The organism is Streptomyces sp. SD15 (genome assembly GCF_054462255.1).
Genome location: NZ_JBTLMO010000003.1, coordinates 190,597 through 211,858, shown reverse-complemented (window position 1 = coordinate 211,858; position 21,262 = coordinate 190,597). Strand labels below are relative to the sequence as shown.

The following is a 21,262-nucleotide window of genomic DNA, read 5'->3' as shown; positions in this document are numbered from 1 at the left end:
GACAGACGAGTCCGCCAGAAGGGTAGCGGCGCTGCGCCCGTGTGCCGCTGCCATGTCTCGGCGAACGCGGTGGCGGTGTCGTGGTCCGCGATGACGTCGGAGGGGGAGTGGCCGAGGCCGGCCAGGTGAGTGGCGAGGGTGCTGGCCTGCTCGGCAGAGAGGGAGGGTGAGGGTCAGGCGGCCGCGCGGAGTGCGATAAAAGATGGCGCGGACCTCGCCTTCTGATGTACTCGACTTGGGTGCGCGCTTGCCCAGAGATGAGCCGCCGCCGCCGTGACTGGCTAGGGCCTGTCCGGCGGATCAGGTCGGAGGGAAGCGGCGGTGCCTTGTCGGCGCAGGTGAGCGGGGTCTGGTGCGTCGAGCTGCAAGGCGGAGGAGGGCGTCGACGCGATGGGGGTCCCCCCTGTTCGGGCGAAGCCGAGAGTGGGGGAGTCGGCAACCGACGACAACGCCGCAGATCGGCGTGCCGGACCCCGCGTCTCCGGCATGATCCGCCGGCCAGGCCCTAAACCTCTGCCAGCCACATGGGCGTTCGGGGCGATCGTGCTCACGCTCGCGTTCCTCTCGCGTCGCTCCCCGGTCGGCGAAGCCCGGCTTGACGAATGGCGCAACGGGTCGGGTGCGCGCGATCAGTCCTCGTCCTCGGCATCTTCGACGGCATCCGGGTTGCGGAAGGGGCGCAGGCCCTGGCCAGGGCCTGCGCCCCTTCCGCCTGCGAGGGCGCCCGCGCTGTCGGCCGCGACGCCGTGGCTCAGGACCTGGTCCGCGAGCTGACCCGCCGCTAGGACCACGCCGTGGCCTGCGGGAAAGCGGCCAATCCCCACCGGCCGGGAACCAAGAAGCCCTTCGCCCGCCAGGTCTCCGACCGCATAGAGCGCCGCCGAGCCGACATCCTGTGCTTCTGCGCGACCTCGCCGTCCCCTTCACCAGCAACCAGGGCGAGCAGGACATCCGCAGGGTCAAGGTCCAGGTGAAGACCAGCGGCGGCCGGCGCCCTCTCGACGGCGCCAACCGCCGGCTCCTGGTGCGCTCCTGCCTCTCCACCGCCCGCAAGCACGGACAAAACTCCCTCGCTGTGCTCCGCGACGTGTTCACCGGGAAGCTCTGGCTACCGCCACTCCGGCGTGGTCAACAGGCCTGGGCAGTCACCGTCCCGCTGGTGCTTTCGCCGGTCAGAGGCCGCTTCCGCTGGGCGGAGGCGGCCTTTGGCGTGTCCTGCCGCGAGGCGTTCGGGTGAACGGTGGCGTCCCACACCCGGAAATCCGACAATCGGCGTGCTTGATCACCGTAACGTGGCCTTGATCGCTCGCGCGACCCCCTGGGCGTCCGCGCCGGGCTCCCGAACGGCCGGAGGCTGTCGGCGGCGGTCGCGTGCTTTTATCCGACGCCTCCGGCTCCGTCAAGTCCCGAGTCCTCGGAACATGACCAGGCTTTGCCGGTCAGGCCTACTTGAAGTGCGGGCCTCACCGGAACGGAAACGAGGCAGCACGGTAAGGCGGAATTCCTCACCGAGGATACTCCCTCTCACTGAACCGCAGGTTATTCAGGTATGGCGGTCCCGGTCGAAACCGGTCCGCCGACCGGCACCCCGAATTTTCCGGGGAATGCCAGAAATCCCCTCTGTGTCAGAAAGAGATAATCCATGACCCATGACGTTCACACTCACAACCAGGCCCAGCCCAAGCGACGGGGCTTCCGCCTCGCGATGCTTTGCGCCACGACCGCTCTGGTCTCTGGGGCTGTCGCCCTTCCGGCGTCCGCCTCGACGCCGGTCATGAGCCAGCCCACGTCCGCGATCTCCCTCGTCACCGACGGTGGAAAGGGCGGCGCCGGCGGTGCCGGCGGCAACAGCGAGACCGGCAACGCCGGCAACGGTGGTGCCGGTGGTGCCGGCGGCAGCAGCGAGGACGGCGACGCCGGCGACGGCGGCCGCGGCGGCGACGGCGGCAACAGCAAGACCGGCTCCGGCGGCGGTGGCGGCTCCGGCGGTGCCGGCGGCAGCAGCGAGGACGGCGACGGCGGCAACGGCGGCCGTGGCGGCAACGGCGGCGACAGCGAGACCGGTGGCGGCGGCGGTGGTGGCGGCGGCGGTGGTGGCGGCGACAGCGAGACCGGCGACGGCGGCAACGGCGGCCGTGGCGGCAACGGCGGCGACAGCGACGAAGGCGACGGTGGTGACGGCGGCGTCGGCGGTGGCGGCGGCGACAGCGACGAAGGCGACGCAGGGGTCGGCGGCGGCGGTGGTACGGGAGGCACCGGCAACTGATCGTCACACGTCGGCGGCCCGGACTTCCCGCGACGTCCGGGCCGCGATTGCCCACCTCAACGGGGTGGAGGTCTTCAGCACCTCCACCCCACTCCCCCCCAGCCCCCCATCGACCACCGCAAGCGGCCCGGTCGCCCGAACACGACGTCCGGGGGCGCAGCGCCCGCAGGGGACACCCTTGTCATGGAAACGGAGAACCCAATGCCCAGAAGTCTCTGGCAGCGTCCATTCATCCTGGCGATAGCCGCTCTGGCCATTGCCACCGGCACCGCGACCGTGTGCACTGCACAGGCGCCGCAGAGTGCCACGGAAGTCACAAGCAACTCCGTCAGTGCCGGCGACCTCCTCGGCCACCGTTCGGACTGCGGCAAGGGCGGGGAAGGCGGCAAGGGCGGGGAAGGCGGCAAGGGCGGCGAGGGCGGCAAGGGCGGCGAGCCCGGTGAGCCCGGCCAGCCCGGCCAGCCCGGCTGTTCCCCCTCCGACGACCTGGACGAGTTCGACGACCTGGACGACCTGCCGGACAAGCCGAAGGAAGAGCTCTCAGAGGTGGACAAGGTACGGATCGTGATGACCGTGCTGTCCGGGAACGTGACGAAGGACGAGGTCGCCGAGAAGTACGAGATCTCGGAAGACGAGATCGACAAGTGGGCGCTGCAGGCCCTCGACAGCGACTAGTCCGCGTTCATCACAGAGGAGAGGCGTGCATCCAGCTGTGGGGGATCACGCAGTAGCCGATCGGCCGCCCGGGCCTTGTCGTCCAGGTGGCCGATCCCAGTGCGAGGCGCTCCGGCCGATGCGGGCCGGGGCGCCCACGTGCCTGAAGGGTGTCGTGTCACCTTCCGGCTCTGGCGAAACGCGAGGCTGCTTATACCGCTTCCCTCGATTGCCTCTAAAGTTCCGGCATCTCGGAGCGTGACGACCGGGCCTAATCGATACAGGGCATCGCCCGGCAGCCCTTTCCGCTTCTTCCCACATCGTCCTCATGAGGCGAAGTGGAAAAAGCGAGCAAGGGAAACCGTTGCACGGACAAAATTTTCGGAAAGAGAGAACTACATGCGTATGCACTCTTGGAAATTCCGTCTCGGCCTCGTGGTCTCGACCGCCCTGATCGGCGGGGGCGCGATGGCGCCGGCCGCGACTGCAGCGCCGATGCCACAGACAGATGTGACCGTCACGAACGCAGCCCAGCACCTTCCTGCCGCACCCAAGGGCGACGGCAACTCATCGGGCGGCGGTCGGTTCGTCGGCAACGGAGAGTTCGGCGACATCCAGGTGGGCAGCGACAGCGTCCGCATCGGCGACCGGGTGTGCGCGGGTAACTGCAGCGGGACCGTCAACGGCAGCAACGGCTCGAACGGCGGCATCTGCGCCGGGGTGTGCAACGGCAGTGCCAACGGCGGCAACGGCACCAACGGCGGGCCAGGCCGCAACGGCACCAACGGCGGCAACGGCGGAATCTGCGCCGGGGTCTGCGGTGGCAGTGCCAACGGGGGCAACGGGGGCAACGGCGGGGACGCGGTCAATGGCGGCGACGGCGGCAACGGCGGGAAGGGCGGCAACGGCGGGACCTGCACCGGTACCGGCTGCCAGACCAGCGGTCAGGGTGGCCGCGGTGGCAACGGCGGCAACGGCGGCAACGGCTGACGTCCAACGGTTCCGTGCCGCGCCGTGTCCAGCTGGTCGTCCTCGCCACGAAGTTCCGCATCGGCGGTACGCCCAACCGCCAAGAGTTGAGCCATCAGATCCGCGCCCACCTGGACACTTCCCTGGCCCGACTCGGATCCGGACACGCCGCTTGCGGAGTTGGTCACCCGGTACGCGTGGCGCTGGTCGATCGAGGTCACCTTCGCCGAGGCCCGCGACCTGCTCGGGGCCGGCCAGACTCAAAGCCACACCCGCCACGCGGTGGAGCGCGCCGTGCCGTTCGGGCTGTACTGCTACACGATCACCGTGGTACACCACCAAGGCCGAGCCGTCCCTGTCCGACAGGGTCGCCAGGCTCCGCCGGGTGATCATCGCTGCCCGATTTACGCCCATCAGCCCAAGCCGGCCCACGGATGCGGAAATCCGCGCCGTCCAGCAGGCATGGGCCGCAGCCAGCGCAGCCTGATCACCCAAAACCGTCAGAACGTCGAAAGTCGAGTCAGGTGTCGAGTCAGGTAGCGTGTCGGTGGAATGGGAACCCCAGGGAGGTCCTCCCTGGCCCGGACGGTTCCGCTGATCCCCGTCGGTCGCCGCCGGTACCGCTGTGCATGCCTCTTGAGCAGGGAATATTTACGGGTAAGTACCCTGGCGGTACCGTGGGAGCATGCCAGCTCTGAATGTGGAGTTCAGCGACCGCGAGCTAGAGGACCTGCGGCAGATAGCCAAGGAGCGCGGTACGTCGATGAAGGCCCTGGTGCGCGAGGCGGCTGCCGCAGACATCGTGCGGCACCGGGCGCTGCAGGAAGGCGCCGAAGTGTTCCGCCGGTTCTTCGCGGCGCACGCGGAGGAGTTCGCCGCCGCCTTCCCGGAGGACGAACCGCCCGGCAAGGGCGAGGGGCGGGCCGCCTGACCGATGGCTCCCGTCATCCATATCGACGTTCCCTGGCTGCTGCAGCGCCACGAAGAGGTGCTGCCCGACCAGCCCACGGTCAATGACTTCTCGGCCCTGGTCGCCGCCGTGGCCCGACATCGTGTCGACCCGCCCCGCCTCGGCGTCGACTCCGACCCGGCCTGGCGCGCCGCCGCCCTCCTGCACACCCTGGCCCTGCTGAAGCCCTTACCGGCGTCCAATGCCCGATTCGCCTGTTCGGCGGCGGTGGCGTACATGTTCGTCAGCGGCGTGGGGATCGACCCGCCGTACGGGGCACTCGTCGACCTCGCCCGGGATCTGATCGACGGCAAGACGGACGTCTACGGCGCGGCCGACCGCCTCCGGTCCTGGCAGATCTGACTCCGGTCCTCACGGGTCCGACTCCGATCGCGGCAGATCGACTCCGATCGCGGCGGATCTGGGACCGGCTGCGACGGATTTGGGACCGGCCGCGCGGTCCGTGCTGCGACCGCCTTGGGGCCGCCGGCCGAGGGAGGGGGGATCGGGGCCGGCGGCCGGTTTCGCGCGGGAGAGCCGCCGTCCTGCGGCGGGCCTCCGAGAAGGGCCGGTTCCAGTGGACTACGGAGTTCCGTGCGCCGGGAGTGTGTGATGGGCTCCGGTGCGAGCGCGCGGTTCACACCGGGCGCATGGAATTTCGAAAGCCGGTACGAGTCACACGAGTTGACGCAGTGTCTGACTATCTTTCAAACATACGGATGTTGCTCAAGTGCCTTGTTGGCCATGAGCGTGTTGTGCAAGGGTGAACTTACTGCGCGTGGTCAATGGCCGGGCATGAAATCGGTGTTCGTTTATTCCGGACTGTCGACGAGCTCAAAAGGCTCTTGGTCGAAGGTCGTCGTACGGCCCTCGCCCCCGGCCGTTTCCCCGGCGCACCGTCAAAAAGGCACGCACCGAGCACATCAAGCGGCAGCTCCTTTTCGGCGGTCAAGAACTTCAGTGCGCCACCTTGCACCGTGGAAGGAACCGGCTCTGTGCCCACCCCCCACCCCCCTCGTCCCTCCTATCCTCCCGGCGGCGCCCCCGGGGAATCCGACGAGAGACTCGCCGCCCAGCTCAGAGGCCGGCCGGAGAGCGAGGCCGCGCACCCCGTCGCACTGCTGATGGCACGGCACTGGCAGCCGACGTACGACTACTCGGTCATCTGCCTCGCTTCTTCGGCGAACGTCGCCTCGATGGTTGCCGCGACCTCCTTCCATCATGTGCTCGACCGGCTGACGCGCGGCAGGTCCGGAGTCGCCCTGCGACCCCAACTCCTCGTGGCGGTCAGGGACACCGTCAGGGAGTGGTCCGCGGAGGACCGTATATCCGGTGTTCTGCCGGACCTGAGGAAACCCGCCGGAGGTCGCGGTATGCGGGCGGCGAAGTCCATGACGGCCGAAAATCGGAAGCTCGCCGAGCGCTCTTTCCAGGCCCTCCCACCACTCGCCCAGTGCCTGCTGTGGCACACCGAGGTCGAGGCCGAACACATATCCGTACCGGCCGGTCTGTCCGGCATGGATGCCGACATCGCGTCGGCCGCTGTCGAGCAGGCCCGGGAACAATTCCGCGAAGGCTGTGTGCGCGCCCACCGGGAACTGGCGCCGACCAAGGAATGCGGCTTCTACAACCGGTTGCTGGACGTCCCGATCCGACGCGGCGGCGCCTTGCTGCCGGATGTCCAACAGCATCTGGCGGAGTGCCGCTACTGCCGTTACGCGGCCGAGCAACTCGGCCATTTCGAGGGCGGGTTGGGACTGCTGCTCGCCGAGTCGGTGCTCGGCTGGGGCGCGCGTCGCTATCTCGAGGCGCGCCGGGGGCGGGCGCAGCAAGGAGTGCGCTCCCGGGGAGGTTCCGCGTTCGGCGGCAGGCGCCAGGGCGGCGGCGGGCGCGTCGGGAGTGGTGGAGTTTTCGGGGGTGGCGGAGGGTTCGGGGGTGGCGGGCGCGTCCGGGATGGCGGACGTCCGGGGAGCGGCGGGCGCCACCGTCTGCTGGTCCGGTTGCCCACGCCGGGCCGCCGGACCGGGGCGGCACCGCGGCCGTCGAAGGCCCTGATCACGGGGGCGGGTACGGTCTCGGCCGTGCTGGTCGTGAGCGTCCTCGCCGTCAGCCTGTTGTCCCACGAGGACGGCGGCGCCGATCCCGCCGCCTCCACGGGCGCCGGGAGCAGCCGCACCATCTCCCCGACGCCCGGTTCCACGGACCCGTCCGCCATGTCGTCGCCGCCGACCTCGGCCGGACTGCCCACGAGCACCGAACGGACCCGGCTGCGCAACCTCGCCGCCGACCTGTGCCTCGACATCAGGGGAGGCGAGGCGAAGTCCGGTGTCGAGACCGAGCTGGCGGTCTGCTCGTCGGCCTGGACCCAGCAGTGGTCGTACGAGAACGACGGTCTGCTGCGCAGCATCGCCGACCCCGCATTGTGCCTGGACTCCCGCGCCGCGGACGGTGTCGTCTTCCTGGACCGCTGCGTCGCGCGGAGCGACGCACGCGGCGGCAACGTGCGCTACGACCTCACAGTGCGGGGCGAGTTGCTGCCCCGGTCGCGCGAGGGGCTGGCGCTCGCGCCCACTTCCACCGATCCGGGCGTTGACATCGTAGTCAAGGTCCGGGACGGCTCCGACGCACAGCGATGGCGGACCGACTCCCTGTCGGCCGGCCCCGAGTCGCTCTCGGTCGCGGGGACGGCGAGTGCGTCGATGCGGCCTGAGCCGCCGTCCGCCGACAGTACGGCCGGGCAGCCGACGGGCGTGGCGTCCGAGCCGGAGACGACCCCGACGGAGAACTATGGGGAGCCCCGTTCTGTGACCGCCGGCGACGACACGAGCCGGGGGCCTGTGCTTCCGTTGCCCGTCCAACTCCCGGTCCTTGCCATGGGAGGGGGGCTGTAGCAGTCAGGGTGGGTTTGTCGCCCCCGCCGCCCCTACCCGTCCCATCCCTACCTGGGGGCTGCCGCCCCCAGACCCCCGCTTCGGCCTGAACGGCCTCGTCCTCAAACGCCGGACGGGCTGAAAGGCTGCCGGTTGGCGCCAAAAACCTTCAAGCGCCGCCCGGCACCATCCAGCCCGTCCGGCGGGGCTCCAGCGGGGGACGGGCGGTGGAGCGCATGGTGGCGCGTGGGGTGGACGGCCCTGTCACCGCTGGGGTGTGCGGTGCGAGCGGATGCCGTTCTCATGGGGTTTGCCGACGCCAAGGCTGGGCGCAAGCACCACACCAGAGGACGGTTCATCCGTCTTTCTGGCTCTCGGCGGACGAAAGCTCCCTCGGGGTCGGGCCTTGTTTCACTCCTCGTCCGCCGGCGTGCCCTGAGGTTCCGCGTCCGGTCCCTGTGCCCGGACCCGCTGCACGTGTTCGAGCGAGTCGCGCAGCTCGGTGAGCCAGTCGTCGGTGTGGCGCTGGACGAGGCGGACGCACCAGGCGAGGGCGTCGCTGCGGCTGCGGGCGACGCCGGCCGCGATCAGGGTGTCCAGGACCTGGCGCTCGGGCTGGCGCAGCCGGGTCATGACGGGCGCGGCGATGTGCGTGAACAGGGCGCGCTCGTCACCGCACTCCACACCCCAGGAGACCTTCTTGCGGAAGTGGTGCTCCGCCTCGCGCGCCACCGCGACGCGGTCCTCGCGTGTGCGCTCCCGGAATTCCTGGATACGCGCCTGGACGGCCGCCTCCTTCTCGGTGTCCGAAGCGCCTTCGGCGAGCCGGGGCTCGGGGATACGGCCGACGACAGTGATCTCCTCACGGTCGACCGTCACCTCTTCGAGGCTCTCGAAAAGATCGTCGGGCAGGCGGCCGGCGAACCAGCCGCGCAGCTTCTCTCGTTGCTCTGCAGTAATCATGTAATGACGATTACTCCGTAGCGGGAGATGAGCAAGAGGATCCGCCCTGGGCTGAAGCGGAATGTTTCAGGACGATTGCCGAGCCGTGGGAAACCGGCCAGGAGGAGACTCCCGACGATCAACGACCGCTCAGTTCCGGGGCTTGAACGTTCGAATTTCGTTACTTCACGCCAGTGATTCAATACTCAAAGTTACCGAAAGACGTCGGGTCGATGTGTGTTTCCGGTCCGGACTCGGCAGACTCGCGCTCGCCGTACCGGCATCCGACCGAGCCGGTACCGCATTCGATCGAGCGGAAGGATGCACACAATGCCGAACACCGCACGCTGGGCAGCGGCTCTCACCCTCACGGCCGCCGCCGTCGGCGGACCCCTCGGAGGGGCCGCCCTCGCCGCCCCCGGCGTCGTCCCGAGTCAAGCCTCGGTGTCCGCCCCCTCGGGGCTCTATGCACCCTCGGCCCTGGTGCTCACCACGGGCCACGGCCAGAGCGCCGCCACCGTCACTCCGGAACGCGCGGTCACGCTGAACTGCGCCCCGACCGCCTCCGGCACCCACCCCGCCGCCGCCCGGGCCTGCGCCGAACTCCGCGGAGCCGGCGGCGACCTCGACGCCCTGACCGTCAGAGACGGGGCGATGTGTACCAGGCAGTTCGACCCGGTGGTCGTCACGGTCGCCGGTGTCTGGCAGGGCAAGCGTGTCGCCTACGAGCGCACCTTCGCGAACGAGTGCGTGAAGAACTCCTACGGGACGACCCTCTTCACGTTCTGAGGGACCGGGATCGCGCGGCCGCTGTGAACGACTGACCGAGGGCGCGTAGCTGGGGAGTGCGAGCCCTCGAAGCGGTGCGCCGGGCGATCTCGCACCGGGGGCCGGCCTGACGGAGTGGGGCCGTCGGCCGGCCCTCGGGATCAGTCGGACGCGATGGACCAGCGCCCCACCTCGCGGTAAGCGGAGTCGTATACGACCGACCCGTCCCCGGGCTTCAACTCGTAGTGGCCGAGGTTCCCGCCCCAGTACCGCAGGATCCGCCCCAACTCCTGAGCGGTCTCCGCGCCCCAGCCCGCTTCCTCCAGGTCGACTTCGAGTACGAACTTCACCTACGCGCCTCCACTTCCGGATCGTCGTCCACCCGAGCCCCGATCGTTTCACGGGCAACTCCCAGTTGTGTCAGAAGTGTTGACCCGACTCTGAAAACGTTTTAACTTCCCCTCACCCGACAGCCAGAGGTGAGGAGGTTCCGTGGCAGCGCTGCTACGGGAGCGCCCAGGTAAGACGACCGTGACCCCTTCCCGTCGTCGCCCACCCGGCGCTCGTACGAAGCGAAAAGGTTTTCAGGGCAGGCGGAGCTGGGCGCTGTTCCTGCTGATGCTCCCCGGGCTCGCCTACTTCCTGGTGTTCCACTACGGCGCGCTGCTCGGCAACGTCATCGCGTTCAAGGACTACGTGCCCTTCGACGGCATCTGGGGCAGCCGCTGGGTGGGTCTCGGCAACTTCCAACGGATGTTCGAGGACGGCGAGTTCTGGGACGCGGTCCTCAACACGCTCTGGATCGCGGTCCTCCAGATCGTCTTCTACTTCCCCGTCCCGCTCGCCCTCGCGCTGCTGCTGCACAGCCTCACCTGGAGCAGCGTCCGCCGCTTCGTGCAGTCGGTGGCGTATCTGCCGCACTTCATCTCGTGGGTGATCGTCGTCGCCCTGTTCCAGCAGGTCCTGGGCGACACGGGCATGGTGAACGGTTATCTCGGCGACGCGGGCCTGCACACCGTGGACATCATCGGCAACCCGGACGCCTTCAAGCCGCTCGTGGTCGCCCAGGTCGTCTGGAAGGACGCCGGCTGGGGCACGATCATCTTCCTCGCCGCGCTCTCCCAGGTCGACGAGCAGCAGTACGAGGCCGCCGCCATCGACGGCGCGGGCCCCTGGCGCCGCTTCTGGCACGTCACGCTGCCCGCCATCCGCCCGGTGATCGTGCTGCTGCTCATCATGCGGCTCGGCGAGATCCTCTCCGTCGGCTTCGAGCAGATGCTGCTCCAGCGCGACGCGGTCGGCCCGCAGGCCGCCGAGATCATCGACACCTTCGTGTACTACCAGGGCATCGTCGGCGGCGACTACGGATTCGCCGCCGCCGCGGGCCTGTTCAAGGGTGTCGTCGGCGCCCTGCTCGTCTACGCGGCCAACAAGGTCGCCCACCGCCTCGGCGAACAGGGGGTCTACAAGTGAGCGCCCACGCACGGCCCGGCTGGATGGAGAAGCCGAAGCCCGTGACCCAGGCGGCCAAGGCCGTCGCCCTCGTCATCGTCGTCCTGCTGGTCTGCGTACCGTTCCTCGTCATCCTGTCGACCTCGCTGGCCTCCCAGCGCGAGGTCGTCGCGAACGGCGGCTGGGTGCTCTGGCCGCAGGAGCCCACGCTCAAGGCCTACCGCGACATCCTCGACGGCGGCATCGTCACCCACGCCCTCGGCGTCAGCGCGGGCGTCACCCTCATCGGCACCCTGCTCAGCCTCGCCTGCACCGTCACCCTCGCCTACGCCCTGTCCCGCCCCGGCGTCTTCGGCGGCAAACCCGTCCTGGTCCTTGTCCTGTTCACCTTCCTCTTCCCACCGGGCATGATCCCCGGCTTTCTGCTGGTCAAAGAGCTGGGCATGCTCGACTCGTACAGCTCACTGATCCTGCCCGTGCTGGTGAACGTCTTCAACCTCGTCGTCCTGCGCGGCTTCTTCCAGGCGATCCCGGAGGAGCTGTACGAGGCCGCACGGCTCGACGGCGCGGGGGACTGGCGGGTGCTGTGGGCGGTCGTCATACCCCTGTCGAAGGCGGCCCTCGCCGTCGTCGGCCTCTTCTACGCGGTGGCCTACTGGAACTCCTGGTTCTATGCGTCCCTCTACCTGGAGAGCGATCACTGGCCGCTCCAACAGGTGCTGCGCACCTATGTGGTGGCCGGCTCCGGACTCACCGACACGACCGTCGGCGAGGGCACCGTCAACGCCCCGCAGACCGTGCAGATGGCGGTCCTGGTGATCGCCACCGTGCCGATCCTGCTCGTCTACCCCTTCCTTCAGAAGTACTTCACCAAGGGCGTGCTCACCGGCGCCATCAAGAGCTGACTCCCGCCACCAGGAAAGGTCGGTTTCCCATGCCCTCCCTGTCCCGGCGCACTCTGCTGCGCTCGATCGCCGTCGGCGGCGCCGCACTCGCCGCGCCCGGCGTGCTCACCGCCTGTTCGACCGGTTCGGACGACGGCGATGTCTCCAACGCGGGCAAGAAACTCGCCCCTTGGCCCGCCTACAAGGCGTTCTCCGGGCCGAAGCCCGATCTCGCTCCCACCGACGCGGGGGTTCAGGCCGGATACCCGACCTACCCCTCCGACCTGGTCACCGCGGTCTCCCGGACACCGGGCGACGGTTCCACCGTCAAGGTCATGTCGGTGACCTTCGGTACGCCGCCCAAGCCGGCCTCGGCGAACAAGTTCTGGGCCGCTGTCGAGAAGGCGCTCGGCGTGAAGATCGAGTACACGATCATCGCGCAGAGCGACTACCAGAAGAAGATGGCCACCGTGATGGCAGGTGATCCGGGCGAACTGCCCGACATCATCAACATCTTCTCCGGCTTCACCCTGCCCCGTGAGGCCCAGTTCGTGCAGCGCAGGGCCGAGGACCTCACGCCCTACCTGTCCGGCGAGGCGATCGCCGACTACCCCAACCTCGCCAACATCCCCACCCACGCCTGGCGCGACATGGGCCGCATCGGCGGGCAGATCTACGGCATCCCCCTCGAACGCCCGCTGCCCGGCTCCACCCTCTGGGTCAACCAGGGCTTCTTCACCGACGCCGGGATGAAGGAGGGCTGGACTGCCGAGGACTTCGCCGCCGTCGCCAAGAAGGGCACCAGCGGCAAGAAGTACGCGCTCGGTGCGGCGAACGGTTCGCTCTTCGGCAACGCGGTGCACTCCGCCGCGCACAACGCCCCGCAGGGCTGGGCCGTCGACAAGGACGGCACCTTCCGCGCCAACTACGGCGACGAGCGCTACAAGGCCGCGGTCGCCTACCAGGCACAGCTGCGCAAGAACGGCTCCTACCACCCCGACGCCACCTCCTTGTCCCAGCCGGACCTGACCACCCTCTTCCTCAACGGCACCGTCGGCTCCATGCAGGACGGGTTCGGCGGCTATCTGCCGAAGTACCTCGACTCCAAGGGATTGCTGACCCCGGCCGCCGCACTGCCGTACAGCGTGGACGGCACGCCCGGCGGCATCGTCGCGGCCCGCCGCTCCTTCGGTTACACCATCCTGAAGAAGGCGAAGAAGGAACGCGTCGAGCTGCTGCTGCGCATCCTGGACCACCTGGCCGCGCCCTTCGGCAGCAAGGAGTGGGAACTCGTCCACTACGGCGTCGAGGGCACCCACTTCACCCGCGGCCAGGACGGCTCGCCCGAGGCGACCGAGCTGGGCAAGGTCGAGAACAACACCAACCTGCCGCTGAAGTACCTCGCCGAGGGACCGCAGGTGCTGTTCGTGCCCGGTATGCCCGACGCCGTACGAGCCCTGCACGCCTGGCAGCAGAAGGTGGTGCCGGTCGCCATCCGCAACGCCTCCTTCGGGCTGCAGTCCCCGACCTACACCTCCCAGGGCACCACGCTCAGGGCGCTGATGGACGACACCGTCACCGGCGTCGTCGCGGGCCGCGTGCCGCTGTCCGAGCTCGACGCGGCCGCGAAGAAATGGCGGGCCCGCGGCGGCGACAGAATGGCCGAGGAGTTCGCAGAGGACTACGCCGCCAACACCTGAGGCGGCGGGGCCGGTTGAGGGAAAGGCGCGGGGGATGGGGAACGAGATGACGTCGAAGGGCCGGGTCACGATCCGCGAAGTGGCCGAGCGGGCCGGAGTGTCCATGGCCACGGTCTCGCGGGTGCTCAGCGGCAACTACCCGGTGCCCGCGTCCACCAGGGCCCGGGTCCTGCGCGCGGCCCGCGACCTCGACTACGTCGCCAACGCGCACGCCCGCGCCCTGGTCGGCGGCGGCCGCAAGATGGTCGCCGTCGTCCTGCGCCAGGTCACCAGCCCCTTCTACGCCCAGGTCGCCGAGGGCGTCGAGGCGGAGGCGGCCTCCCGAGGCTGGCTCTGCCTGGTCGGCACCACCGGAGGCGACCCTGGGCGTGAGCTGGAATTCGTCCAGTTGATGCGGGAGGAGGGCGCCCGGCTGGTGATCCTGGTCGGCGGGGTCGTCGAGGACGACGCCTACCGGGAGCGCGTCGCGCACTACGCGCAGGCCCTCGCCGCGTCCGGTGCGCGGCTCGTGCTGTGCGGACGGCCCGCTCCCGACCCCGACATCCCCGCACTCGTCGTCGAGTTCGACAACGAGGCCGGCGCCCGGGCCATCACCGGCCACCTGCTGTCGGCCGGCCACCGCAGGATCGTGTTCCTGGGCGGCCTGCCGGGCAACACGGCCCTCGATGCCCGCGTCGCCGGATACCGGGCCGCGCTCGCCGAACACGGTCTCGGACCCGAAGCCGCCCATGTGGTCGACTGCGGGCTCGGCCGCGCGGCGGGGCACCGCGCGATGACCGAACTGCTCAAGGGCGGCGGGGATGGACGCGCGCCCTTCACCGCGCCCTTCACCGCGGTCTTCGCCGGGGACGACATGGTCGCCGCCGGAGCCTTGCGGGCCATCTCCGACGCGGGGCTGCGCGTGCCCCAGGACATCTCCGTCGTCGGCTACAACGACATCCCGCTCGCCGAGGACTTCAACCCACCGCTCACCACCGTCCGCACCCCCGCCGAGGAACTCGGCCGCGCCGCCGTCCGCATCGCCCTGCGGGATCCCGAACACGCGGCGGGCGCCCACCACTTGCTCGGCACGCACATCGTCGTACGCGACAGCGTTCAGCCGCCCCCGCCCGGGGCTTAGAAGACGGAGGATCCACCCCCGTATGACCCTGCCGCATGTGTCGCCCACCGCCCCGACGCACCTGCCGCCCCCCGACCTCACGCACTCACCCGTCACCGGCTGGACCCGGGCCCACTGGGAGGCCACGGCGGACCACCTCCTGGACGGACTACTCCCTTACGCGTCACCGGAATTGGCCCAGTACCGGCTGCCGGGCCGGGCCAGTCACTCCGGCCCCTGGTCCGACGGTCTCGAAGGCTACGCACGCTCCTTCCTGCTCGCCGCCTTCCGTATCGCGGGCTCCGGCGGGCAGGTGAGCCCCGCCCTGATCGAGCGGTACGCGGCCGGACTCGCCGCCGGCACGGACCCGCACAGTGCGGACCGATGGCCGCACATCACCGACCGGGGGCAGCCGATGGTCGAGGCGGCGTCCGTCGCGATCGCGCTGCACGAGACCCGGCCCTGGATCTGGGACCGCCTCGACGACCGCGTCCGCCAGCGGGTCGTGGACTGGCTGAGCGGGTTCATCGGCGCGACGGTCAACGACTCCAACTGGCGCCTCTTCCAGGTCATCACCGAGGAGTTCCTCGCCTCGGTCGGCGCCCCGCACAGCCGTGCCGAGATCGACGCGGGACTGGCACGGCTGGGGGACTGGTACCGGGGCGGCGGCTGGTACACGGACGGCGACGGCCGCAAATTCGACTACTACAACGCCTGGGCCCTGCACCTGTACCCGGTGCTGTGGGAGCGCGTCGCGGGAGAGCGGGCCGACCAGGAGCTGGTGGCGCTGCACCGCGCCCGGCTGCGCGAATTCCTGGGCATCCACCAGTACTTCTTCGGCTCGGACGGCGCACCCGTGCACCAGGGCCGCTCCCTCACCTACCGCTTCGCGACCACCGCCCCCCTGTGGGCGGGCGTCCTCGCCGACGCGACCCCGCTGTCACCGGGCCTCACCCGGCGGCTCGCCTCCGGAGCCCTGAAGCACTTCGCCGAACGCGGAGTGCCCGACGAGAAGGGACTGCTGTCCCTGGGCTGGTACCGCCCCCATCTCCCGGTCACCCAGCGCTACTCCGGGCCCGCCTCCCCGTACTGGGCGAGCAAGGCGTTCCTCGGTCTGCTGCTTCCCGCCGACCACCCCGTGTGGACGGCTCCCGAAGAGCCCGGCCTTGTCGACACGGCCGACCGCTGCGTTGCGCTGCCCGCCCCGGGCTGGCTGCTGCACTCGACGGCCGCCGACGGTGTCGTACGACTGGTCAACCACGGCAGCGACCGGCTGCCGCCGCCACCGGCCGAGGCGGAGGACAGCCCGCACTACGCGAAGTTCGCGTACGCCAGCGCGAGCGCACCCGACACCGTGGGGGCCGGGATCGACAACCACATCGCGCTGGTCGCGGCGGACGGCACGGCGTCCCGCCGCGGCCGGATCCACCCCTTGGGCGCGGCCGGGTGCCGCGCCGCCTCATGGCACATGGCGAGCCTGTCCGGCGCGGACCATCGCATCGAGACGACCAGCGTGGTGCACGGTGCGTGGGAGGTCCGGGTGCACCGGGTGGCGGGGCCGCGTGGTGCGGTCGTACGGGAAGGGGGGTGGGCGCTGGCCGACGACGCCGGGCCGTTGGCGCAGGACGTGGGGCCAGGGTGGGCGCGGGCGCGGCGCCCGGACGGGCTGACGAGTGCGGTGGTCGCGCTGTACGGCTGGGACGGCGCGCGTCCCGGCGCGGTCGCGCACGCCCGGGACGCCAACGCCTATGGGGAGCACTCGGCAACTCCCCATCTGCTGCTGCCCGTTCACCCGGGTGGCGTCCATCTCCTCGTCACCTTGGTGGTGCTCGGCGCCGACCCCGAGATCGCCGGTGCCGGCGCCCGGGTCACGGCCGAGGGCGGGGTGGTCGTCCGCTTCCCGGACGGGACGGAGCAGGAGGTTTGAGGTAGCTGTCAGGGTGGCGGTGGTTGTCGTCGCAGTTGGCGGACGTAGAGGCTCTTGTCGGCTGCCGCGCGGACGGTGACCTCTTTGCTGCCCCGTTGGTCCTGGGTCACCACGATCTCGGGGGTTCCAGGGGTCGCGATGAGCACCACGGCGGAAGGTGCGTCGAACATCTCGGGCATGCCGTCGACGAGTTGGCCCCACATGTGCTCGGTGAGGGGTTGCAGGACGTCGGATGCCCCCGTGCCTGCGGGAAGGTGATCCGGCGGGGAGGGGGCGACCGGAGGGTCCGGGCTCTTCCGGGTGTCTGCGTTCCGTTCCGCCGCGAGCGCCTGTGCCATCCGGTCCGAGGTGCCCGGTGGCGCGGCGTCGCGCAGTTCCTTGGCGAACGACTCGTGGTAGAGCCGGTACACCGAGCGTCCGGTCGCGTCCAGGCCCTCGACGACGAAGGGCGCCGCGGCGTCCAGGGCCCGTCGGACGTCGTCGTCTTCCAGCGGCAGAGGGAAATGGAAGAGGCCGGACACGGTGTCCGGCCACAGTCCGCCGGCCCACGGCAGACCCGCATCGGGAGCGAAGGCGAGTCCGGTCAGCAGGGCATGTGTCGTCCTCAGCTCGTCGGGGTCGCGGCAGCGCGCTTTCAACGCGTCGAGGAACACCCCGCCGACGCCGGCCGTTTCCCCGTCCGGCTCGGGCGGCGGGCCGGCATCCGTCGGCGGTGGCGCGGCATCAGTCGGCGGTGGCGCGGCCAACGTCAGCCGGGCCAACAGGTTCAGCAGCAGATGGTTGCCCTGCGCCTTGTGGACCAGAGCCGGTGCGGCCCGGTCCGCCTGGTCGGAGGACCAGCCGCCGGTGCTGCCCGGACCGTCCGGTCGGGTCAGCAGACGAGCCGCATGAGCCGTGAGGTCGCCCTCTCCCGCCTCCTCCAGCTGATCCAGGTCGAGCACGTCGGGGCGCGGCTGCTTGCCCACCAGGTCTCGCGACGCCGTGCCGATCACGCGCATCCAACGCACCAGCGATGTGAGGACGTCGAGGTACCGAGTGATCCGGGCCGGCTCGCTCGTGTCGTCCGGCGATCCCGCCTCCTCCACTCCGTCCACCACCAGGACGAACCGTTCCGTCCGGCTGTGCAGGATCGACAGCAGCTGATCCGGCGGGATCCCGGGGTCGGCGCCTTCGGCGACGGCCAGCTGCTCGAGCAGGTCTTCGAGGTGCCGGTGCCGGACGTCGACGAACAGCCATGTCGCAGACTTGGCGCCGTCCGGCCGGTCCGGCTCATCGACGAAGCGGCGGTAGAACTCGGCGAGGAGTGCCGACTTGCCGGTACCGGGATCGCCGGTGACCGCGAGCCAGGTGCCGGGCGGATCCACCGCGGCCACCCAGGCACGGAGGTGTTCCAGCGCGGCGGCGCGGCCGACGAATCGGCCACCCGCCGGCGGGGGCGGAACGGCCGCGGACCGTCCACTCGGGGGCAGCGGGGCGCCGTTGGGATGCGTGCGCGCCCATGCGTCCTGATGGGACACGGAGACACCTTCCGGAGCGCCCGGTATGAAGGCCGGATTGGGGAAGAACGGTTCGCCCTGGAGGTCGCTCAGGAGGGTCACATGGGTGACGTCCTGCCCCTGGCCCCGGCTCCTGAGCTTGCGGCCGACGTGCTCCACCACGGTTTCCAGCTGCAGCCGCTCGGCCAGCATCCCGCCACACGCCTTGCCGTGCACCGTCTCGGCCAGGGCTTCGGAAAAGGCGCAGTCGTAGGCCCGCTGGTAGTCCCGTGCCGCCGATATCACCGAGAACGCCACCAGTTGCCGGTCGGCGTAGATTTCGAGACGCTGCGCCATTTCCATGGCGGCGCTCCGGGCGGCCTGGCCCGCTCCCGCTCCCGCCCAGCACGTGTCGATGAGGAGAAGCAGCCGCCGGGCTCCCCGCTCCGCCAGGATCCGCACCAGATCCTCGGTCGCGAGTGCCGTCGCCGTCGGCCGCTCCCTGGCACTCTCCTCGCACACGAGGTAGTGGCGGCTGTTGGCGTTGGTCCCATGGCCGCTGTAGTAGACCACCACGGTGTCCTCCGGGCGGAAGGTCCGGCCGGGCTCTCCTGCCAGCCCCTTGCGCAGCGTCTCCGCGGTCCGGGCGTCCAACTCCTCGGCGAGCTCGTACGAAAGTTGCTGCTCGAAGAGGGCGTTCATCCGGCTCAGGTCGGTCACCACTCCGGCCAGCGGCAGGTACTCCGGGTCGTCGTACTCCGCGGCTCCGGCGGCGAAGAACCGCCGCCTGCCCGGCCGTGTCATAGGAGCAACCCCCTGCCGATCGCGGCGCCCGTCCGACGCGCTGTGAGGTAGTGCGCCAGGGAGTGGGCCTCCCATCCGTTGTCCACGGTGAGGTCCTCGACCGCTCGCGCCTGCTCGGCGTCCGCGTCGACATCGACCGAGAGGTCCTCGACCGCGCCCTCGTCGCCGTCGAACAGCGGGCCCAACCTCTCCACCAGCGCCACCACATCGTTGCGATCACAGACGTTGGTCCACCGCGCGACACACCCCGGCCAGGGCCCTCTGCCCGCGACCGGTGTGGGCTGAAGCCGGTCGAAGACGAGGTGACGGATACCCAGTGGTGAGCCGAGTGTGACCAGCACGCGCGCCGGGTCGTCAGGGCGGGCACACAGGACTTCGTACGCCACCACGGAGCCGAGGGAGTGCCCCACCACGACCCTGGTGTCCTTGGTGATCTCGGCGGACACGGCGGCCTGGACGCGGGCGCGTATGTCGGGGTCGTGGAGGTAGTCCCGTACCTGGCGCAGCGTGCCGCGCAACGCGCGCTCCGTGAGACGGGTCGCGAAGCGGGACATGCTGAGGGCGCGCAACGCCGCCTTCACCGTCAGCGGTGTCCTCGCCTTCGCTCCCTCGACGTCGTCCGGCCGCTGGACGTGGTCGCGGTCGATGAGAGCCGCCGCGGCCCACCAGGCGCGGGCGAGGTCGGCCTCGAAGGGATCGTTGGGATCATTGGGATCATTGGGATCGCCCTCGTCGGAGGACGGATCGGATGCGCCTTTGCCTCCCGATGCCCTGAAGACATCCCCGTAGAAGGCCGTACGGATGTCCTCCACTGCGGGCGGAACCAGTCCCGCGAAGCCCACGCCGTCGCGCAGCGAGCGAGCGAGCGGGAGGTGAAGCGTTTCCGGCCCCTCGTACTGCTGTCCGATGCCATGCACCACCACGACTGCTGCCACTGGACGGCCCCCCCGGGTTTCCGTTGCAGGAAAGCCTCCCCCCGTAATGGGGAGAGATGCCGGGAAATTACCCACAGGTCAAAATCACTACCCTTCGATGCGGTCTGCACCGTTCTCGGTCCATGTCCGGGGCGGATCGAAGGGGTATCTCATAATGCCTATGATGTGCAGGTGCGGAAATTCGACAAAAGAACGGTGGTCCAGTCGAAAGCCGCTCCGCGCGAACGCGTCCGCAAGCAGCTGTCTCCTCTCCTGCGCCTGCTGATCCTCACCCAACTCGCCTTCAACATCGGTTTCTTCGCCGTGCTGCCCTTTCTGGCCGAGCACCTCGGCACGGCGATCGGAATGACGGGCTGGCTGGTCGGGCTGGTGCTCGGGCTGCGGACGTTCAGTCAGCAGGGGATGTTCGTGCTGGGTGGCTGGCTGAGCGACCGTTACGGGGTGCGGCCCGTGGTGCTCGCGGGGTGCGTGCTGCGGATCGCGGGGTTCGCCTGGCTGGGATACGCGGCTCACACGTGGGCGGTGATCGGGGCAGTCGTCCTGATCGGCTTCGCGGCCGCGCTGTTCTCGCCCGCCGTGGAGTCGGAGGTCGCACGACAGGCCGTGGCCTGGGAACAGGACGGTGGCGGGTCCCGCACGCGGGTGCTGGCGCTGTTCACCGTGGCGGGCCAGGCCGGCGCGTTCGTCGGGCCCCTGCTGGGCGCGCTGTTGCTGGCGGTGGACTTCCGCGCCGTCTGCCTCGCCGGAGCGGCTGTCTTCGTGGTGGTCCTGGCGGGGCATGCGTGGCTGTTGCCGCAGCACATACCGGGCCGCATACGGGTGACGGGCGGGGGAGGTTTCCGCGCCCTGGCCCGCAACCGCCGTTTTCTGGCGCTGTGTGGTGCGTACGGCGCCTATCTGCTCGCGTACAACCAGCTCTATCTCATCCTGCCCGAGGAGGTGGAGCGCGCGGCGGGCTCTCAGGCGCCGCTGGCCTGGCTGTTCGCGCTGTCCTCCCTGCTGGTCGTGACCGCCCAGCTGCCGGTCACCCGCCTGGTCGCGGACCGGCTCGACCTGCGCCGGTGCATGGCGGCCGGGCTGCTGCTCATCGGCGCCGGGTTCGGCGTGGTGGCCGTGGCCCGGCCCGCCGCGTCGACGGGAACCGTGGGGCTGCTGCCCGCGGCGGGCTTCGTCGTCCTGCTCACCCTCGGTCAGATGCTTGTCGCGCCCGCCGCCCGCGCCTGGGTGCCCGACCTCGCCGACGACGGCCGGCTCGGTCTCTACACCGGTGCGATGTCCTCAGTCTCCGGCCTCATCGTTCTCGTCGGCAGCGCGGGAACCGGCTCCCTGCTGGACACAGGACTGCCACCCGCGGTGCCCTGGCTGGTCCTCGCCGCGATCCCCGTGGCGTCGATCGCGCTGCTGCCCCGCCACCCGGAGCCGCGCCAGGGGCGCAGCCACGACCACCAGCCGGGCACCGCCCAGCGGTAGCGCTCGTACTCCGAGCCGAACCGGTCGGCCGTGCGTGCGCTCGGTGAAGCAGTGCCGACGCCGGTGCGCGTCGTACGGGATGCCGACATGGGCGTGGC

The 21,262-nt window shown here is 70.2% G+C and carries 19 protein-coding genes; 15 read left to right on the top strand and 4 right to left on the bottom strand.

The genetic code is table 11. The features are described from left to right. Positions 1-602 precede the first annotated feature (602 nt). From ACX28W_RS04460 to ACX28W_RS04425, 8 genes are all read left to right on the top strand, one after another. Positions 603-785: a hypothetical protein gene (locus ACX28W_RS04460; protein ID WP_458997422.1), complete on the top strand. Its 183-nt coding sequence runs from the start codon at positions 603-605 to the stop codon at positions 783-785. A gap of 110 nt (positions 786-895) precedes the next feature. After that, positions 896-1,237, top strand: a complete 342-nt coding sequence (locus ACX28W_RS04455) for a hypothetical protein (protein ID WP_458997421.1) — start codon at positions 896-898, stop codon at positions 1,235-1,237. A gap of 405 nt (positions 1,238-1,642) precedes the next feature. Then, positions 1,643-2,266: a hypothetical protein gene (locus tag ACX28W_RS04450; protein ID WP_458997420.1), complete on the top strand. Its 624-nt coding sequence runs from the start codon at positions 1,643-1,645 to the stop codon at positions 2,264-2,266. A gap of 201 nt (positions 2,267-2,467) precedes the next feature. Beyond that, positions 2,468-2,941, top strand: a complete 474-nt coding sequence (locus ACX28W_RS04445) for a DUF1153 domain-containing protein (protein WP_458997419.1) — start codon at positions 2,468-2,470, stop codon at positions 2,939-2,941. Between the two features lie 378 nt (positions 2,942-3,319). After that, positions 3,320-3,910, top strand: a complete 591-nt coding sequence (locus tag ACX28W_RS04440) for a hypothetical protein (protein WP_458997418.1) — start codon at positions 3,320-3,322, stop codon at positions 3,908-3,910. 664 nt (positions 3,911-4,574) lie between these two features. Further along, complete coding sequence (locus ACX28W_RS04435; protein WP_362075225.1) at positions 4,575-4,820, top strand: hypothetical protein; 246 nt, start codon at positions 4,575-4,577, stop codon at positions 4,818-4,820. Positions 4,821-4,823: 3 nt separating this feature from the next. Beyond that, on the top strand, positions 4,824-5,201 hold the full coding sequence (locus tag ACX28W_RS04430; protein WP_458997417.1) for a toxin Doc: 378 nt from the start codon (positions 4,824-4,826) through the stop codon (positions 5,199-5,201). A gap of 632 nt (positions 5,202-5,833) precedes the next feature. Beyond that, positions 5,834-7,729, top strand: a complete 1,896-nt coding sequence (locus tag ACX28W_RS04425; protein WP_458997416.1) for an RICIN domain-containing protein — start codon at positions 5,834-5,836, stop codon at positions 7,727-7,729. 390 nt (positions 7,730-8,119) lie between these two features. Here the strand turns inward: ACX28W_RS04425 and ACX28W_RS04420 are convergent, their stop codons facing one another. Continuing rightward, positions 8,120-8,671 carry a hypothetical protein gene (locus tag ACX28W_RS04420; RefSeq protein WP_458997415.1) on the bottom strand — a complete coding sequence of 184 codons (552 nt, stop codon included), beginning with the start codon at positions 8,669-8,671 and terminating at the stop codon, positions 8,120-8,122. A 309-nt stretch (positions 8,672-8,980) separates the two neighbouring features. Here ACX28W_RS04420 and ACX28W_RS04415 point away from each other — a divergent pair, with 309 nt between their 5' ends. Further along, the gene (locus ACX28W_RS04415; protein WP_458997414.1) at positions 8,981-9,439 is read left to right on the top strand and encodes a protease inhibitor; all 459 of its coding nucleotides are present in this window, start codon (positions 8,981-8,983) and stop codon (positions 9,437-9,439) included. Positions 9,440-9,579: 140 nt separating this feature from the next. Here ACX28W_RS04415 and ACX28W_RS04410 read toward each other — a convergent pair whose 3' ends face one another. Further along, positions 9,580-9,768: a hypothetical protein gene (locus ACX28W_RS04410; RefSeq protein ID WP_458997413.1), complete on the bottom strand. Its 189-nt coding sequence runs from the start codon at positions 9,766-9,768 to the stop codon at positions 9,580-9,582. A gap of 268 nt (positions 9,769-10,036) precedes the next feature. Between ACX28W_RS04410 and ACX28W_RS04405 the strand changes: the two genes are divergently transcribed. The 5 genes from ACX28W_RS04405 to ACX28W_RS04385 are packed head-to-tail and all read left to right on the top strand — an operon-like array spanning position 10,037 to position 16,480. After that, positions 10,037-10,891: an ABC transporter permease gene (locus tag ACX28W_RS04405; RefSeq protein WP_458997531.1), complete on the top strand. Its 855-nt coding sequence runs from the start codon at positions 10,037-10,039 to the stop codon at positions 10,889-10,891. Next, complete coding sequence (locus tag ACX28W_RS04400) at positions 10,888-11,775, top strand: carbohydrate ABC transporter permease (RefSeq protein ID WP_458997412.1); 888 nt, start codon at positions 10,888-10,890, stop codon at positions 11,773-11,775. Before ACX28W_RS04405 ends, ACX28W_RS04400 begins: the two co-directional genes overlap by 4 nt. 29 nt (positions 11,776-11,804) lie before the next feature. After that, on the top strand, positions 11,805-13,454 hold the full coding sequence (locus ACX28W_RS04395) for a type 2 periplasmic-binding domain-containing protein (protein ID WP_458997411.1): 1,650 nt from the start codon (positions 11,805-11,807) through the stop codon (positions 13,452-13,454). Between the two features lie 46 nt (positions 13,455-13,500). Then, on the top strand, positions 13,501-14,574 hold the full coding sequence (locus ACX28W_RS04390) for a LacI family DNA-binding transcriptional regulator (RefSeq protein ID WP_458997530.1): 1,074 nt from the start codon (positions 13,501-13,503) through the stop codon (positions 14,572-14,574). Between the two features lie 22 nt (positions 14,575-14,596). Further along, entirely contained in the window at positions 14,597-16,480 is a 1,884-nt protein-coding gene (locus ACX28W_RS04385; protein ID WP_458997410.1) for a DUF2264 domain-containing protein, read from the top strand. A gap of 8 nt (positions 16,481-16,488) precedes the next feature. Here ACX28W_RS04385 and ACX28W_RS04380 read toward each other — a convergent pair whose 3' ends face one another. Next, positions 16,489-18,759 carry a caspase family protein gene (locus tag ACX28W_RS04380; protein ID WP_458997409.1) on the bottom strand — a complete coding sequence of 757 codons (2,271 nt, stop codon included), beginning with the start codon at positions 18,757-18,759 and terminating at the stop codon, positions 16,489-16,491. Next, positions 18,756-19,694 (bottom strand): hypothetical protein, encoded by a 939-nt coding sequence (locus ACX28W_RS04375; protein WP_458997408.1) that lies wholly within the window; start codon positions 19,692-19,694, stop codon positions 18,756-18,758. Before ACX28W_RS04375 ends, ACX28W_RS04380 begins: the two co-directional genes overlap by 4 nt. 195 nt (positions 19,695-19,889) lie before the next feature. On the opposite strand from ACX28W_RS04375, the gene ACX28W_RS04370 reads away from it, so the two are divergent. After that, complete coding sequence (locus tag ACX28W_RS04370; RefSeq protein ID WP_458997529.1) at positions 19,890-21,164, top strand: MDR family MFS transporter; 1,275 nt, start codon at positions 19,890-19,892, stop codon at positions 21,162-21,164. The last annotated feature ends 98 nt before the right edge of the window (positions 21,165-21,262 follow it).

What these genes read in the sequence shown, in the direction of transcription:
- ACX28W_RS04420 (WP_458997415.1), bottom strand. Translation starts at nt 8,671, where the DNA reads ATGATTACTGCAGAGCAACGAGAGAAGCTGCGCGGCTGGTTCGCCGGC.
- ACX28W_RS04460 (WP_458997422.1), top strand. Translation starts at nt 603, where the DNA reads ATGGCGCAACGGGTCGGGTGCGCGCGATCAGTCCTCGTCCTCGGCATC.
- ACX28W_RS04430 (WP_458997417.1), top strand. Translation starts at nt 4,824, where the DNA reads ATGGCTCCCGTCATCCATATCGACGTTCCCTGGCTGCTGCAGCGCCAC.
- ACX28W_RS04445 (WP_458997419.1), top strand. Translation starts at nt 2,468, where the DNA reads ATGCCCAGAAGTCTCTGGCAGCGTCCATTCATCCTGGCGATAGCCGCT.
- ACX28W_RS04390 (WP_458997530.1), top strand. Translation starts at nt 13,501, where the DNA reads ATGACGTCGAAGGGCCGGGTCACGATCCGCGAAGTGGCCGAGCGGGCC.
- ACX28W_RS04395 (WP_458997411.1), top strand. Translation starts at nt 11,805, where the DNA reads ATGCCCTCCCTGTCCCGGCGCACTCTGCTGCGCTCGATCGCCGTCGGC.
- ACX28W_RS04435 (WP_362075225.1), top strand. Translation starts at nt 4,575, where the DNA reads ATGCCAGCTCTGAATGTGGAGTTCAGCGACCGCGAGCTAGAGGACCTG.
- ACX28W_RS04380 (WP_458997409.1), bottom strand. Translation starts at nt 18,759, where the DNA reads ATGACACGGCCGGGCAGGCGGCGGTTCTTCGCCGCCGGAGCCGCGGAG.
- ACX28W_RS04450 (WP_458997420.1), top strand. Translation starts at nt 1,643, where the DNA reads ATGACCCATGACGTTCACACTCACAACCAGGCCCAGCCCAAGCGACGG.
- ACX28W_RS04405 (WP_458997531.1), top strand. Translation starts at nt 10,037, where the DNA reads ATGCTCCCCGGGCTCGCCTACTTCCTGGTGTTCCACTACGGCGCGCTG.
- ACX28W_RS04440 (WP_458997418.1), top strand. Translation starts at nt 3,320, where the DNA reads ATGCGTATGCACTCTTGGAAATTCCGTCTCGGCCTCGTGGTCTCGACC.
- ACX28W_RS04415 (WP_458997414.1), top strand. Translation starts at nt 8,981, where the DNA reads ATGCCGAACACCGCACGCTGGGCAGCGGCTCTCACCCTCACGGCCGCC.
- ACX28W_RS04385 (WP_458997410.1), top strand. Translation starts at nt 14,597, where the DNA reads ATGACCCTGCCGCATGTGTCGCCCACCGCCCCGACGCACCTGCCGCCC.